Annotated in this window: 16 protein-coding genes; 3 read left to right on the top strand and 13 right to left on the bottom strand. The window is 34.6% G+C overall.

What is annotated here, in order from left to right:
- Window positions 1-12 precede the first annotated feature (12 nt).
- The 4 genes from CD29_RS03220 to CD29_RS03205 all read right to left on the bottom strand — a co-directional run bounded on the left by CD29_RS03220 (window position 13) and on the right by CD29_RS03205 (window position 4,443).
- Window positions 13-1,944 (bottom strand): FtsX-like permease family protein, encoded by a 1,932-nt coding sequence (locus tag CD29_RS03220; RefSeq protein WP_036182788.1) that lies wholly within the window; start codon window positions 1,942-1,944, stop codon window positions 13-15.
- Window positions 1,916-2,692, bottom strand: coding sequence for an ABC transporter ATP-binding protein (locus CD29_RS03215; RefSeq protein WP_036182786.1), 777 nt, complete (start codon window positions 2,690-2,692; stop codon window positions 1,916-1,918). The genes CD29_RS03220 and CD29_RS03215 overlap by 29 nt, the downstream gene beginning before the upstream one ends.
- 69 nt (window positions 2,693-2,761) lie before the next feature.
- Entirely contained in the window at window positions 2,762-3,739 is a 978-nt protein-coding gene (locus tag CD29_RS03210) for a sensor histidine kinase (RefSeq protein WP_036182779.1), read from the bottom strand.
- On the bottom strand, window positions 3,739-4,443 hold the full coding sequence (locus tag CD29_RS03205) for a response regulator transcription factor (protein WP_036182777.1): 705 nt from the start codon (window positions 4,441-4,443) through the stop codon (window positions 3,739-3,741). Before CD29_RS03205 ends, CD29_RS03210 begins: the two co-directional genes overlap by 1 nt.
- Window positions 4,444-4,672: 229 nt before the next feature.
- On the opposite strand from CD29_RS03205, the gene yhfH reads away from it, so the two are divergent.
- A complete protein-coding gene (yhfH, locus tag CD29_RS19885; RefSeq protein ID WP_081976126.1) occupies window positions 4,673-4,798 on the top strand; it encodes a protein YhfH in 126 nt (41 codons plus the stop codon).
- A 191-nt stretch (window positions 4,799-4,989) separates the two neighbouring features.
- Here yhfH and CD29_RS03200 read toward each other — a convergent pair whose 3' ends face one another.
- From CD29_RS03200 to hemE, 7 genes are all read right to left on the bottom strand, one after another.
- Window positions 4,990-5,502, bottom strand: a complete 513-nt coding sequence (locus CD29_RS03200) for a FixH family protein (RefSeq protein ID WP_036182775.1) — start codon at window positions 5,500-5,502, stop codon at window positions 4,990-4,992.
- Window positions 5,503-6,894 (bottom strand): sensor histidine kinase, encoded by a 1,392-nt coding sequence (locus CD29_RS03195; RefSeq protein WP_036182983.1) that lies wholly within the window; start codon window positions 6,892-6,894, stop codon window positions 5,503-5,505. It abuts the gene before it with no gap.
- Window positions 6,891-7,589: a response regulator transcription factor gene (locus CD29_RS03190; protein ID WP_036182773.1), complete on the bottom strand. Its 699-nt coding sequence runs from the start codon at window positions 7,587-7,589 to the stop codon at window positions 6,891-6,893. Before CD29_RS03190 ends, CD29_RS03195 begins: the two co-directional genes overlap by 4 nt.
- On the bottom strand, window positions 7,589-8,542 hold the full coding sequence (locus CD29_RS03185) for a YncE family protein (protein WP_036182771.1): 954 nt from the start codon (window positions 8,540-8,542) through the stop codon (window positions 7,589-7,591). The genes CD29_RS03190 and CD29_RS03185 overlap by 1 nt, the downstream gene beginning before the upstream one ends.
- 158 nt (window positions 8,543-8,700) lie before the next feature.
- On the bottom strand, window positions 8,701-10,104 hold the full coding sequence (gene hemY, locus CD29_RS03180) for a protoporphyrinogen oxidase (protein ID WP_197061732.1): 1,404 nt from the start codon (window positions 10,102-10,104) through the stop codon (window positions 8,701-8,703).
- 14 nt (window positions 10,105-10,118) lie between these two features.
- Window positions 10,119-11,051: a ferrochelatase gene (hemH, locus tag CD29_RS03175; protein WP_036182767.1), complete on the bottom strand. Its 933-nt coding sequence runs from the start codon at window positions 11,049-11,051 to the stop codon at window positions 10,119-10,121.
- A gap of 18 nt (window positions 11,052-11,069) precedes the next feature.
- Window positions 11,070-12,122: a uroporphyrinogen decarboxylase gene (gene hemE, locus CD29_RS03170; RefSeq protein WP_036182765.1), complete on the bottom strand. Its 1,053-nt coding sequence runs from the start codon at window positions 12,120-12,122 to the stop codon at window positions 11,070-11,072.
- Between the two features lie 260 nt (window positions 12,123-12,382).
- On the opposite strand from hemE, the gene CD29_RS03165 reads away from it, so the two are divergent.
- Window positions 12,383-12,895, top strand: coding sequence for an antibiotic biosynthesis monooxygenase family protein (locus CD29_RS03165; protein WP_036182763.1), 513 nt, complete (start codon window positions 12,383-12,385; stop codon window positions 12,893-12,895).
- 460 nt (window positions 12,896-13,355) lie between these two features.
- Here the strand turns inward: CD29_RS03165 and CD29_RS03160 are convergent, their stop codons facing one another.
- A complete protein-coding gene (locus tag CD29_RS03160) occupies window positions 13,356-14,339 on the bottom strand; it encodes an ornithine cyclodeaminase family protein (protein WP_036182761.1) in 984 nt (327 codons plus the stop codon).
- A gap of 32 nt (window positions 14,340-14,371) precedes the next feature.
- A complete protein-coding gene (locus CD29_RS03155; protein WP_036182759.1) occupies window positions 14,372-15,709 on the bottom strand; it encodes an MFS transporter in 1,338 nt (445 codons plus the stop codon).
- A gap of 213 nt (window positions 15,710-15,922) precedes the next feature.
- Here CD29_RS03155 and CD29_RS03150 point away from each other — a divergent pair, with 213 nt between their 5' ends.
- On the top strand, window positions 15,923-16,420 hold the full coding sequence (locus tag CD29_RS03150) for a helix-turn-helix domain-containing protein (RefSeq protein ID WP_036182757.1): 498 nt from the start codon (window positions 15,923-15,925) through the stop codon (window positions 16,418-16,420).
- Window positions 16,421-16,485 lie beyond the last annotated feature (65 nt).

Below are 16,485 nucleotides of genomic sequence, written 5' to 3'. Positions count from 1 at the left end.
CCCTTCAAATAACTAATCATTTACATGTGTAATATAACGCCATCTGATTAGATAGAAGTATATCACTTCAATAATAACTAAAAATACAAATGCAAATACCAATTCCTTTACGATTGAGATATTTGCAATGTGTCTTAATAAGTTTTGCAAAGCTAAAAATGCAAAGAAACTATGGAGTAGTGCAACTCCTAAAGGTATAAAAAATTGAGGAACTAAATACGCATTGACTAGTCTTTTTAATTCTAAATCTGTTAACCCCATTCTTTTTAGAACATCAAATTTCTTCTTTTCTAATTCAAGACTCGTATACAGTTTAAAATAAATGAAACTACCCGCAGCTAATAAAAAGACAGCCGCTACTAATAGTCCGACGAGTGTAAAAAGTGCATAAGTAGACAAGATAAACGAGTAGTTTAGCCCAGCATTTTCGAAATAGTATGGCAAAGTATAATGATCTTTTAAATACTCTAAAGAAACTCGATTATAAATTGAAAGTCCAATATCCTTAGTCTCAATCCATTGAGGTATATCAAAAGCAAACAAATGATAACCTGGTTGTACATGAGGTGCTGCTAAATAAGGAGCCGTTAACCGACTAAAATCCTCATCACTAATAATAATGGAGTTTAAACTGATAATTGAACTAGGGAAAATCAACTCCGGATAGACTGCATCGATTGTAATTTTTACGTCATTTTCTATTAACACGGTTTCAACGGTTAAGTTTGAGAGTTGGTTTATAGACTCTTTTGAATATGGTATAAACATCGCTTCCCCTGAATCGAGTCTTACAAAGGGATAGCCATAAGAAAACAGCAAACTATTTATATCAGACTCACTAAACACTTCCACTTCATATTGAGTAAAAGAGGAAGTTTGCTTCTTCACTTCAAGACTTGCCATATGATATGACAGTCCCTTTTTTTCTAATTCCCTCATCAGTGTAGTAATATGACTGTATTCATACGGATTATCTACATGCCCCTTATATACAAGACCAAGCGGGTTCATCTTATCATATTGCGATGTGTAAGATGAGAGCGCTGCTAGTAACCCTACACAAAGAAAGGCAAGTGCAGTCACCATCGTCACAACAAAAAACATTTTGGAATTACTTTTCATAATCATTGACTGCTCTGCTACAGATAACATGCGATACTTTTGCCAATAGAGTTGTTTCTTATTTCTGATTTTTTCCAATATAAATTGGGTTGTATCGGAGAAAAACAGAAATGTACCAATGGTTATTAGTATGATAATAATTACACCAAAGCTATAGAGAGTCATTCGCGAGGTAAGTAGGGCTAATATATAGCCGGAAATAATAAAAACAATTCCAATAATAGCTCTAGTCATTGAATACTTGTGATGCCCATTAAATTCTGAATACCCTTTAAAAAGGTCTATTAAATTCTTTTCTGGCGTAAAGTAAACGCTAAAAATCGAAATTAATATAAATGCACTTAGGTAAACAGTAAATGTTAATACAAAAGGTTCCCACGAAATGTAAAGAGGTAATTCTTCTAACATAAGAATTTCTCTTACGATCATAAAGAAAAATTTAGAGAAAGCATATCCAAATAATATCCCCATGACTATCGAAACAGTTCCAATTAGTAAAGTTTCTAGGAAAATTAATTTACTTAACTGTTTCCTTTCCATCCCTAACTGAAGCAAAATCGCAAACTCTTTCGAACGTGCTTCTAGAAATGCCTTCATCGAATAAAAAATAAAAAACCATGAAAATAAAACTAAAATAATTTCAGCTATGATCATGCCAATAATCGATACATTTCCTAAAAAGCCATCCTCAATATCTGGATGAAACATTAACATAGAATAGATGAAAAAAACAAAAACAGAAAATAAGCTGGCTAAGAAAAATGCGGCATAGATTCGCGCATTCCGTACGACATTATGGTAAGCGAATTGATGAAAGGTCACCTACATTTCCCCCTCCTAATAAGCTTAAAACATTTAAAATTCGTTGGAAGAATGTTTGTCTACGATCATCTCGATATATTTCATTAAAAAATTCTCCATCCTTAATAAACAAAACTCGATCGCAGTAACTTGCTGCAATTGGATCATGGGTTACCATAACAATTGTGGATTTTCTTTCCTTATTGATAGAGCTTAATAACTCAAGTACTTCACGAGAATTGTTCGAATCAAGGTTTCCAGTTGGCTCATCAGCTAAAATTACGGTTGGCTCGTGGATTAAGGCTCTTGCAATTGCAGTACGTTGTGCTTGTCCGCCTGATATTTCATTTGGTTTCTTATGAAGAAAAGAGGTCAAATCAATTTTTTCTGCTAATTTAGCAACACGTTCTTCCATAAGTGACACAGGTTTATCATCTAACGTTAATGGAAGGACAATGTTTTCTTCAACAGTTAACATAGGTAACAAATTAAAATCTTGAAACACAAAACCTAATTCTCTTCTTCTAAATAAAGCAAGTTCTTTTTTATTCAGTTTAGAAGGCATTATATCATTGACAATGATTTCTCCAGATGTCGGCTTATCTATCGTAGAAATTAAATTTAATAATGTCGTTTTTCCACTCCCAGATGGCCCCATAACAGCTAGGAATTCTCCCTGCATTACTTCAAAGCTAAGTTGATTTATTGCTCGATGTGTTACTTTTCCCTCATATACTTTTGTAACATCTTGGATTCGTAAAATTGGCATATCAATTTCCCTCATTTTCTAAAGATGACGTTTCACTACTTGATGCTATGCGCATCTAGTAAAATGAATTTAAAAAGTAATTGTTACGTTTGTTCCCACATTCACTTCAGATTCAATCGTTAAAAGGTGACCAAGTTTTTGGCATATTTCATTTGCTAAGTAAAGACCCATTCCAGTTGACTCTCCTGTTTTACGTCCATTTTCACCTGTAAAAAACGCTTTTGTAATACGGGTTAAGTCGGATTTGGGAATGCCAATCCCTTCATCTTGAATATGTAACATAACTGTTCCATTATTGAGTTCTGATGATATCTTAATCTTCTTATTATCTTCAAATGTATATTTCACAGCGTTTGTTATGAATTGACCGAGTGCAAACTTCAACCATTTAGAATCACTAGCAACTGTTAAATCTTCTTCTATTTGAATTACTGGAAATACATGATTTGTAATAAATAAACGTTTATGTTCATTGATTGTTTCCGTAACAATTGCCTTTAAATTCACCCGCTCCACTTGCATGTCTTCTTCAAATCGTTCAATTCTTGCGTTAACAAGAACCATCTCTAATCCTCTTTTTAAACGATCTACTTCTTCTTGAACATTTTTTTTATCGAGCTTTCCTTCATTTTGGAGAAGTAATTCAAGAACTGAAATTGGTGTTTTCATCTGATGTATCCACTGGTTTAAAAACTTTTCCCCACGACTTTGTTTTTCATATAATGCTTGTACTTCTTTTTGATAGACATGATACAGTTCATGTAAATACTGTTCTGTTTGAAAATACTCAGGTGTTTTCGCATTTTTTTGTAACGCATCTTCCATCGTATTTGGCAGTTGAGTAATTTTGTTCAAATAGTTTCTTCTAGCAAAATAACGAACTAAAAGAAATGAAAACAGCAAGATAAGACTAATTACAATAGAATAAAATGCTGTATTCATATTTCTAAAGCCATCTAACCAATAAAGTGATAGAACAAAAATAATAACGCATAGTTGAAAGACAAAAAATGCAATATGTTCTCTTATAAATAACTGTAACCCCATTACATTTCCTCCGCACTAAGTACAAAACGATACCCTGCACCGCGCACTGTTTCTATAACAGATGTAACACCGTATTCAGTTAGTTTCTTTCGTACTCGTGTCATATTCACATTTAATGTGTTTTCATCTACAAAAGCTTGATCGTCCCACAGTTCCTCTAATAGATGTTCTCGAGTAACGACCTTTGGAGATTGGCTCATTAATAATTCTAAAATGATACACTCTTTTTTCTGTAGAGGAACATCTACTTCTTTTTTGTTAAGTTCCATTCGCTCTAAATATAGCGTTAGTTGCCCAAGTTTAATCGTTCTTTCTTCTAAGCGGGCTGAATATTCACCATAAGTTCTTCTTAGGTGGCTTTTTATTTTTGCTAGTACAATTTCATAGTTAAACGGTTTTGTAATAAAATCATCTCCGCCATTTTCAAGGGCGAAGATTTGATCCATTTCCCCTGATCTTGCAGAAATGAAGATGATTGGACAAGTTGTATGCTGGCGCAATTGTCGGCACCAATAATATCCATCATAAGAAGGTAAATTAATATCCAGCAAGACAATGTGTGGTTCAAACGCCAAACATTCTTCAATAATTTCCTCAAAGTTTTCAACTATTTTCACTTGATATTGGTATTTCATTAATTTATCAGCAAGCAGTGTTGCAATTTTTATATCATCTTCAACAATGAAAATACGGTGGTTTTCCATACGTTGTTGAACCCCTTTATCTTAAATTTAATTCGAATATGTACCCTTTTTTATTGTAAACCTTCTTTAGATTGTTTCCAAACGTAATCGCTTTAGTGACGGCGAATGACGTGAAAAGAATTTTTTAAATTTTCTCAAAAAAATTATTGACGTTTTTTATCTGTTATAATACAATAAGTACAACAAGAAGTTATATTATAACAGATAGGCGGAAGGGGGTACATTTCAGATGTTAGAAAACGTTGTTGAGTTTTTCAAAAACTTACCTGACAAAGTATGTGTTTCATGCGGAGACAAAATTGACGAACAGTGTGAATGCTACAATAACACTTGTGAAAAATGTGACTCCCTTTAAGATATAGATTACAATCTTTAACCCTTACACTAATTAATGGACTATGAATCTATAATTAAATCTCTTACTTACAATTAATACTTCATTTAATCAGAAGTTAAAAAACCTCAAAGCCCGCTCAAGCTTTGAGGTTTTATTTTTATTATTGCAACGATTAATTTTATATTGATAAACTATTCCTTCAGCCGAAATTAATGCCCACTATGCTCATCTTCTGAATCTGTATCAGTTGAATCGTGGTCTCCGTGGTCTCCCATATCCATAGAGTCACTACTATCATCTGGTTTCACATTACTCATATCTGGGTGTCCTGCAACAATCTGTTGTTTCGGCATTACGTGCAATCCATTAGAGGCAGTTGTATGCGCGTACATAAAATAAACACCATCGTGATCAAAAGTCGTTTCTGCTTTATAAACTCCATCAGCATCTAATTTTCCTTCAATCATTTCTCCTCCATTACGATAACCTGATTCCCAAACCTCAAATTTCACCGATGCGTCATCTAAATTTTGATCATTTTGATGAACATGTGCAGCCAGTTCTACCGGCTCATTTACAGCAACTTCCTGGGGCGTTAGTATATCTACTTTTACTTCTAATGCAGCTACATCAATCACATCTGAAATCGGTTCTGGCTCACTTGAAGAACATCCAACTAATAGTAAAGGTAGTGCTGCAAAACTGATTAAAAATTTTTTCATTTATAATTCCTCCATTAAAGGTATAGTAATTGTTACATATGTTCCTTTTCCTAGTTCGCTATCTATTAATAATTTTCCATTATGCTGTTTAACAAGGTCTTTTACGATTGATAAACCAAGACCACTTCCTCCGTCGGCTCGGCTTCTTGCTTTATTTACTCGATAGAAAGGTTCTGTTATATAAGGTAGATCATCTTTCGGTATACCAATTCCTTGATCATTAATTTCTATTACAGCATTACCACCACTTGCTTTTAGTAGTATGTAAATCAAGGATTTTTTATTGGAATATCGTATGGAATTTTCGATTACGTTGATGAAAATTTGTTTTAACTTTTCTTCATTAGCTTGGACGATTAACGAATCATCCAGTTCTAAATTTATCTCAACTTCCTTATGTTTAGATTGATTCTTCAATAAATCAACAGACTCACGAATTGTCTCTGATATTACCATTGGGTATACGTCTATTTTCTCTTGGTCTCTATTAGAATGTGCCAATTGTAGTAGTTCATTTGTTAATCTTTCCATTCGATTCGCTTCTCTATGGATTAACTGAATCGCGTCATCTTTTTCTTTTCCCTCGATGAAGTTATTTTGTATCGCTTCACTATATCCTTTCACATAGCTAATAGGCGTTCTTAATTCATGTGAAACCGTAGCTAAAAAGGTCTTTTTGTCTTCATCTTCAGATTGTATGGCAGCTGCCATTTCATTGAATGCTTCAGATAATTTACCGATTTCATCTTTGGAAGAAACATTTACCCGTGTTTTATAATCACCATCTGACATTTTTTCGACAGCATGTTGTAATTCATTTAATGGCCGCATGATGTGGCCTAAACCCTTATGTACGAAAAATGCTAACAACATTGAAAACACTACTACACTACTTATTAAAATAATCACTTCGTTGTTTGCTAATTCTGTAATTCTTGCTAGGGGATAGTAGAGGTAAATAATACCTTCTAATCGATTTTGGTCTGTCAGTGGTACAATCACCGATATTACTTCACGTTCAAATCGTTCTTCATATCCTATTTTCGTAATAGGCTCACCTTTTAATAATTGACGTCTTTCTTCTGGTCCGATTAACGTATCGTAATCGATTTCAAATGGTACACATGCACTGAGTTCTTTTGGATTTCGAACCGCAAATACATTAAAGGTTGAATACATATTGAAATCTTCCACTTTTTCTACAAACTCATCTGTTACTTTTCCACCTTGGTAATTGGACTGTAGCCGTTCACCTACTTCAATCATGGATTCTTCTGAGTCTTTAACATATAACTGGTCATATAAAAAATTAGTGAAAAGAGACATGAAAACAACTGTAATTACTAAAAATAAAATGATGAGTGACCAAATTTTGCTAGATAACTTCTTCATTTGCATTTCTCAAAGCGATAACCAACTCCCCAAACCGTTTGGATATAGTCGCAAGCTTCCTTAGATTGTTTTGCTAATTTTAACCTTAATGTTTTTATATGTGTATCGACAGTCCTTGTCCCGCCTGAGTAGTTTGAATCCCATATTTTTTCAAGTAACTGTTCTCTTGTATAAACAAGATCTGGATTTTTCATAAATAAATAGAGTAACTCAAATTCTTTTAATGTTAACGGCACAATCTCACCATTCACAAATACTTTACGAGAGATTTCATCTACTTTTATTAACCCCCGTTCTAGGTAGGTCACTTGCTTTGAAGAAATTTCATTAGTTAATACTGTTCTTCTTAGGACAGCGTTAATTCTTGCCACGAGTTCACTTACCGTAAATGGTTTTACAATATAATCGTCACCACCAATCGTTAATCCTTTTACTTTATCCTCATTTGCGTCTCTGGCAGTTAAAAAGATAATTGGTACAGGTGAGATTTCGCGAATATTTTGGCATACTGTAAAACCATCTTCGCCTGACATCATGACATCAAGTAAAACTAAATCGATTCCACCTTTAGAAATCTCATAGTAAGCGTCAATGCCATTTTCGACCGAAACGGTATTCATATCGAATTTTGAAAGCATGACTTCGATTAGGTTTCTCATATCTTTTTCATCGTCAACAATTAATACATTCGTCATTAGGAAACCTCCCTTACTAATAATTGAAAAGGCCCGCTACCTGTATCGATTGTTTTAATAAGTTTTTGATCATTTAGGATATAAATTTTATGATCATCAAAACCTGCAACAACAACATTTCCATTAAAGTTTGCAACAGTAAATGGATTTGCGCCTATTTCTATATTCCACAACGCTTGTCCATCTAAATTAGTTGCGTGTAATTCATTTGAACCATGATTGATGATATAAATTTCATCCTCACTTCTTGAAAATCCAACTGGCATGATCGATACGTCCAATTGATGTTGTAACTCTCCACTTTTTAAATCCAATATATCAACAGTTCGGTTGGCTTTATTTCCTTTACCATGTCCACCTATCCATACTGTATTTTTTTCGGGAACGATTAAGATTCCATTTGATGATTCGTTAATTGTCCATTCATCGTGAAGGTCCATCGTATCTATGTTTACAATTGAGAGTTTGGAATCTTTATAATTAATAACATAGAGTAACCCATTATTGGACGTCATTGACATAGGATACTCACCTAAAGAGCATTCATCTAGTTTGTTTCCTTGGGTGTCGAAACTAGTGACTGAGTTTCTAACACTATTTGTAATGAATACCCTTTTATATGTTAAATCGTAATATGCATTCGTTGAACCTACGCCAGTCTTAATGGTTGAAACAAGTTTGCCAGAGGATAATTCATAAATATCTGCCTCTGTTAATTGATGGCCATAAAACAACACATGATTATTGACTATTAATGCACCGGAATAGCCTTTATCAAACTTCCACTCGGCAATCAGTTCACCTGATTCACCGTAAAAAGTCATGGACGGCTCCAATATATTCATTGAAGCAAGAAATGATTGATGTTGATCAATTGAGGGAAATTGATCATCACGGCAACCAACTAATATGGTTGTACATAATATTAGTAAGAATAGTAATTTTCTTTGCACGTATACCTTCACCTCTTACTAAAATTTTACTTTATATTTGTGAAGTTTAAATGAAATAAAATCGACAACATTAATACAAAGTAGCAAAGAAAAAATGTAGACAAAGTTGAAGCTTAAAACTTTGTCTACATTTTAATAGTTTTTATTACTTGTACTGTTTATAAAAAAATACTATCTAGCATTTCTTTCGCAGCGTTTTTCCCTTGAGTTACACAGTCTGGAACACTAATTCCTTCATAAGAACTACCTACCAAACGAATATTTGGGAATTGTTCTTGTAAATCGATTCTTAGATTTTCCATGCGCATTTCATGCCCTACCGTATATTGTGGCATAGATTCCTTCCAACGGGAAACAACCGTAAATTCTGGTGAACCTGTAATACCTATCGATTTTTTCAAATCATGTAATACTGTGTGTTCAATCGCAGTATCAGATAGTTCTACAATCGCTTCATCGCCTACACGACCTATATATGCACGGAATAAGTCATAACCTTCAGGGGCTACATTATTCCATTTATGATTACACCATGTACATGTTGTTATTGCATAATCGCTATTTCTTGAGACAAAAAAGCTCATTGCATCTTTTTTATCTATATTACTTTGATCTTTTTTAAATGCCATCGTCACCGTTGCAATTGTTGAATAACTCATTTGCGGCATTTCATTGATTAAAGAATTATTGTTTAGTATCTCTTTTGTAGCATTAAATGGCGTGGTTAAGATGACAGCATCACATTTGATAGGAGACATATTGTTCAATGTGAGCTTTAATTGTTCTTCCTCTTTTTCAATCTTTTCAACTTTAACCCCTTTGAAGATTCTCTTTGTTTCAAGCTTCTTTTCAAGAGTTTCAATTAAAGTTTCAAGGCCATTTTGGAACGTTTGATATGAGCCAATCATTTTATTTTCAATAGATTGTTTAGATTTTCTCATACCTAAAATAAGACTGCGATAATCTTTTTCCAATTGAGAAAATTGAGGAAACATTGCTTTTAAACTCAAATGATCAATATCACCTGCAAATGTTCCCGCAAGCAATGGTTCCACAAGATTCTCTACCACTTCTTTTCCAAATCTACGACGGAAGAAATCCCCAATTGGTTCATCTTCCTGATCAGTTTTTGGTAATACCAGGTCCCCTGCCGCTCGAATTTTCCCAGAAAGTGAAATGATCCCAGATGTGATGAAAGAGGAGACTTCAAGCGGACCACCAAATACAAAATTGGTCGGAATTGGATATAAATTATTACCAACTGCTACGTAAGTCTTACCTTCATTGTTACATACCATTTGATCTTCTATATCCAACTCTCGAGCTAATTCTCGTACACTATTTGAGTGATCTAAAAATGATTCAGGTCCTCTTTCAATGATAAAACCATCTTTTCTTAAAGTATGAATTTTTCCACCTAAACGCAAAGATGATTCTATTAAAATAATATCTAGAGGAAGATTGTGCTCATCTGCCATTCTTTGCATATAAAACGCTGCCGTTAAGCCAGTGATTCCACCACCTATAACGGCAACTTTTTTTCTACCTAAAGTCACCCTCATCACGCTTCCTAAAATTAGTTAGCTAACTTTTTATTGATTGCATCTACCATTGCATCGATGAACAATGGATGTGTATTTGGCATTGGAGGACGGTGATAATTTGCACCTAACTCATCACATACCACTTTACATTCATAATCATTATCATATAAAACTTCTAAATGTTCTGTTACAAAGCCTACTGGAATATAGACAAATGAACGATAGCCCTTATTCTCATAAAGTTCACGAGTAAGGTCTTGAACATCTGGTCCTAACCATGGCTCTGGCGTTTGACCAGCTGATTGCCAACCTACCTCAACATTTTTAACGCCTGTTGCTTCTTGAATTAGACGAGCCGTTTCGATTAACTGATCTTCGTATGGATCACCAGCTAGTTTAATCTTTTCTGGTAATGAGTGATTTGAAACGATTAAACATGCTTTTTCAAGTTCTTCATCGCTCATCTCATTAAATACTGCATTGACTGCATCTTTCCAATACTCGATAAATTTCGGCTCATCGTACCAAGCTTCAACGGATGTTAACTTTAATGAACTGCCTAATTTATCAATCGTTTCTTGTGCACGACCGTTGTACGTTTTGATTGAGAAAGTTGAAAAGTGTGGTGCAAGAACGATGGACACTGCTTCTTCAATTCCTTCGTTTACCATTGCTTCAACCGCATCTTCAATGAATGGTTCAATATGTTTTAAACCGATGAATAATTTATATTCTACTTCGTCCTGTAGTTCATTTAGACGATCACGCAGAGTTTCTGCTTGTTTTTGAGTCATTTTTGCAAGAGGTGAAATGCCTCCAATTGCTTTATAACGACTTTTTAGATCTTCTAAATGTTCTTCAGATGGTTTACGGCCATGACGAATATGTGTATAGTATCTTTCAATATCTTCTTCTTTGTATGGAGTTCCATATGCCATTACTAATAATCCACGAATCGGTTTCATGATTTCACCTCTAATTTGTTATTGCCCTAATTGTGCAATTCTTTCTCTACTATAGTCATGAATAAATGTAGTTAAACGTTTTAATACAGCAGGATCTACTTCTGGGAATACGCCATGACCTAAGTTAAAGATATGACCTGGCACTTCTAACCCTTGGTCGATAATATCTTTTGCACGTTGTTCAATTACAGACCAATTTGCCAAAAGAAGTGTTGGATCAAGGTTACCTTGAACTGCTTTTGTAACGCCTCTTTCTCTAGCTTGACGGATTGGTAAGCGCCAATCTAATCCTACTACATCAACATCAAGGTCATTCCATTCTTTAACTAAATGACTTGCACCAACTCCAAATAAAATTAATGGTACATTTTCTTTTTGAAGTTCCGCGAAGATTCTTGTCATTACAGGTTTGATAAAGATGCGATAATCATCAACGTTTAACGCACCTACCCATGAATCAAAGATTTGAACTGCTTTTGCACCAGCTTCAACTTGAGCAGAAATATCAGAAATAATCATATCAGCCAGTTTGTCCATTAATGCAAACCAAGCAACGGGTTCAGAAACCATTAACGATTTTGTTTTAGCATAATTTTTTGAAGGACCCCCTTCAATCATGTAGCTTGCTAATGTGAATGGTGCTCCCGCAAAACCTATTAGTGGAACATTTAATTGTTCTTCTGTTAACAATTTAATTGTTTCTAATACAAATGGTGTATGCGCTTTCGCATTAAATTCACCTAAGTTTTCAATATCTTTTACAGTACGAATTGGATTTGAAATAACAGGCCCTACACCTGCTTTAATCTTTACATCTACACCTATGCCTGGGAGTGGAGTAACAATGTCCTTGTATAGGATTGCTCCATCAACATCATAATTTTCTACAGGTAAGCGTGTAACATATGCACACAATTCAGGTTGTTGAGTAATTTCTTCTAAAGAATACTTTTCTTTGATTTCTCTATATTCCGGTTGTGATCGACCTGCTTGTCTCATGTACCATACTGGCGTATACTCTGTTCTTTCCCCTCTTGCAGCACGCAGTAATGTATCATTAATATTTCTCATTCAATTAGAACCTGCCCCTCAAATTTTTCGATAGTTTCATTTTCGTTACTTTTGACCTAGTATTAATTCTAAATAAATAAACTTTACTAATGCTATCCGTTTTCCAATATAAACTTTTCCTATAATATTGTATAGTTTAATCTGACATTTGTCATAAATTTGTTCTTCTCTTATGACTTTTCCAATCACTTTCTTTGACAATAAACCACACATTTGCATTAAATGAAACTAACAGTATGGATATGAGGGGGAATTATTCTATGTACATTTACTTAACTTCAGGGACGCCTGATTATATGGAGAAAATATTAAAAAAATATGAAAAAGAAAACATGTTTATTTTATATGGTTCTGATAATACAGTACTTTTACACGAAACCGAACGAAAGACCGTTTTTGCTTCCCCTCGTAAATTTGAAGTCATTGATTCAGTACATGAAATTGAGCAAAGAGGTTTTTTCGTTTTTAATAACATCCCAGTTTCTGACGAAGGACGTCCTGTATTTGAACAGCGATTTTTAAGCCGTTCGAAAGACATTGAAAAAATGCCAGGCTTTGTAGCTTTTCGTTTGTTACGACCGATTAAATCTGAAACGTATATTGTGTTGACTCAATGGGAAAACAAACGAGCGTTTGACGATTGGAAACAATCCAATGCCTTTACTAAAGCACATTCTAAACCACAACTCGAACCTGGTGTACAAAAGCAAAATATTTTCAATGCAGCTAGCTATGTTTCAACTTATTCAGGGAAAGTTCCCGAGAAGAAATAGAAGGGGATCATCTTGAAAGAATCGACTTTCAAGATGATCCTCTAATTTGTTAGCAATGATGAGCGCTTCTATGTTACCTTTTGGAACTAATTCCACCACTTAAGGGCACATAGAGCACTCCTATGCTACCTTTCAGTACTAATTCCTCCACGTTCGGGCACATAGAGCACTTCTATGTTACCTTTTGGAACTAATTCCAGCACTTAAGGGCACATAGAGCACTCCTATGTTACCTTTCAGCACTATTTCCACCACGTTCGGGCACATAGAGCGCTTCTATGTTACCTTCAAGTACTAATTCCACCACGTTCGGGCACATAGAACGCTTCTATGTTACCTTTCAGTACTAATTCCACCACGTTCGGGCACATAGGACGTTCCTATGTTACCTTTCACAACGAAATCCGAATCGATTTGGTACATAGACCACACCAATACACCCTATAGAATACAACTACTATTAAACCTCTATATTTAACCCATAGTTATCACTAATCGCTTTTTGATAAACACCCTTTGCTACAGCTAAATCATAATAGGATGCTCCAACCGACTTAAAGAACGTAATCTCCTCATCATTTTCTCGTCCGTGAATACTGCCACTCACTAACATTTCTAATTCACTATAAACATCGTCAAAAGACCATATTCCTTTTTGTGCCGCATCCATAAGTTCACCTGCTTCATCTTTAGCCCCTTGTAGGTCATCAACAACAATTTTTGAAGCCCGTTTAATAGTAGTTTCGTCAATTTCGTGCATATGTGGTAAATACGATCCGACCCCAACTACATGTGTACCAGCCTTTAAATATTCACCATTAAATACAGGTGTATTAGATTTTGTCGCACAACAAACAATATCAGCTTTGCTCACAGCATCATTCACATCGTTTGCAATTTCAATTGCTGCATTTACGCCATAGTCTTTTAACTTTTTAGAAAAACTTAGCGCTCTTTCTTCAGTTCTATTAAATAGTATAATTTTTTCAATAGGACGCACCGCTAAGATGCCTATTGTCTGCTCAAAGGCCATGCCACCTGTTCCAACAACAGTTAGTATAAATGAATCCTTTTTAGCAAGGGAATCAGTAGCCAATGCCGTCATTGCCCCTGTCCGAAGTCTAGTTAAATAAGATGCATTCATAACAGATAAATGTTCTCCGTTTTCAGTACTCGTTAAAACTATAATTCCTTGAGTAGTTGGCAATCCTTTTGCAGGGTTTTCAGGAAAAATTGTCACTACTTTAACTGCGGCAACATTATTTTCTAAATCACTACTTGGCATATATAGAGAAGTCGCACTATTTTCCGGAAATTCTAAAACTGTGCGGTGTGGTGATTGAACTTTTCCAACAGTTTTTGCGATTAATGTTTCTTTAACATCTTTGATAGCATCTTCTATTTTATAAAAACTCATAATCTGTTCTTGATTTAATACGATCAATTGCCACACTCCTGTTGCATATTTTCTTATAATTAATTTACAGATGTTTTTTCACGCTGTTCAACTTGATTCTCAATCGCCACATCTGAAAATTCGTCTAGTTCTTGATTGCTCCTTTCTTTTACTGCCAAAACTGCTATTAAAGAAATCACTGAAGTTAACATAATATAGATCGCTACTGGAACGTATGAATTGTTAAATTGAACAAGTAATGCTGTTGCGATTAATGGTGCTGTACCACCAGCTACCGCAGCCCCGATCTGATAACCTAATGACACACCTGTATAGCGCACTTTTGCATCAAAAATTTCAGAGAACATTGTTCCTAAAACTGCAGTAATAGGTGCCCAAATAATCCCCAGACCTAGAACCGTTGCAATTAGAAGAGTAGCAAACGTTCTTTGCTCCAACAGCCAAAAGTACGGGAAGGCATAAAGTAACATAGCAACTGTTCCAAACATATATACTTTTTTACGTCCAATTTTATCTGATAATCCACCCATAAATGGCATAAGGATTGTCGTGACAATTGTAGCAATCATTACGACAACAAGGACCTGCGTACTAGTGAATCCTAAGTTTTTTGTTCCGTAAGAAACGATAAATGTCGCAAAAATATAAAATGGTGCTGTTTCAACAACTTTACCGCCTACTGCAATTAAAACTTCCTTCCATTGTGTTTTAAATATGTCTACAAAAGGTAATCTTGCAGTTTCACCTGATTCTTGTACTCTTTTAAATGATGGTGTTTCATCAATTCCTTTACGAATCCAAAGACCAAATATAACTAAAAATGCACTTGCAATAAATGGTATTCTCCATCCCCAATCAATAAAAGCTTGCGGGGAAACAACCGAAGTTATAAATGTTAGTGCACCTGACCCAAGGAACATTCCTATTGTGACACCCATTTGAGGGAAGGCACCATAAAATCCGCGTTTTTCTTTTGGTGCATATTCAACAGCGAGTAAAACCGAACCTCCCCATTCTCCACCAATACCTAGACCTTGTACTAACCGTAATGCAATTAAAATAATTGGTGCAGCTACACCGATCGCTTGATAAGTTGGAAGTAACCCCATTAATACAGTTGCAACTCCCATAATTGTTAGTGTCAAAACCAATGTTTTCTTACGTCCGATTCGGTCCCCAACATAACCGAAAATAACCCCGCCTAATGGACGAATAAAGAATGCTAACGCAAACGATGCATAAGCTAACATTAACCCCACTGTTGGATCCTCAGCAGCAAAGAATGCTTGGTTAAATACTAACGCTGCTACAGTTCCGTAAAGAAAATAGTCAAACCATTCAATCGAACTTCCTACTAAACTAGCAATCCAAACTCTTCTCATTTGATTTTTGCTCATACACAATCCCCCTTGTTAACTAAATTTAAGTGACACTTAAATACAGGTATAAACGTATAAAGGATAAGCTCAATTGCAATAAATTGAAGTGACACTTAAATTATTATATCAATTATTACATTGTTTGGAATTTTCGGTCAACAACAATTTCCACTTTTGTACTAAAGTATGCTAGAGTATAATTTTTTTAGTAAATGTTGAGGTGTAAATGAGATGACAATTGGTGAACAACTTCGAAAGCTACGAAAAGAACATAATATGACATTAAAAACTCTCTCAGATAAGACTAACGTTTCTATTAGCTTCCTATCTCAAGTAGAACGAAATAAATGCAATGTAACTTTAGAATCTTTAAGAAAAATTAGCGATGCCCTAAATGTAAATCCGAGTATTTTTTTTCCAAATTCTTTGCAGGCTTCATCACAAAGTAAATTTCCCTTTTTTTATGAGGATTTGTCGAAGAATATTAAAGGAGCTTCTTTCCACCCAATTTTAGTCACTTTGAAACCGAAAGAAAATCAAGGGAATGAATTTTCTCATCTTGGGTATGAATTTATATATGTTTTGACTGGAATCCTAACTGTATCCATTGAAGGAACAGTATATGAACTACAAGAAAATGATTCTATGATGTTTGAATCTAGTAAAAATCACTATTGGTGGAATAACACTCTTACCGATGTTCGTTTTATTTTAGTTTCAACATTATAAAAAACAGTCTTGGGCACCTACTTCCTCTTAAATGTGAAAACAGTGGAAACGGCTCAGCTTTCCAC

This window comes from Ureibacillus manganicus DSM 26584, from assembly GCF_000772945.1.
Lineage (GTDB): Bacteria > Bacillota > Bacilli > Bacillales_A > Planococcaceae > Ureibacillus > Ureibacillus manganicus.
The sequence above is the reverse complement of the archived record's forward strand: the minus strand, read 5'-3'. Positions and strand labels throughout refer to the sequence as shown.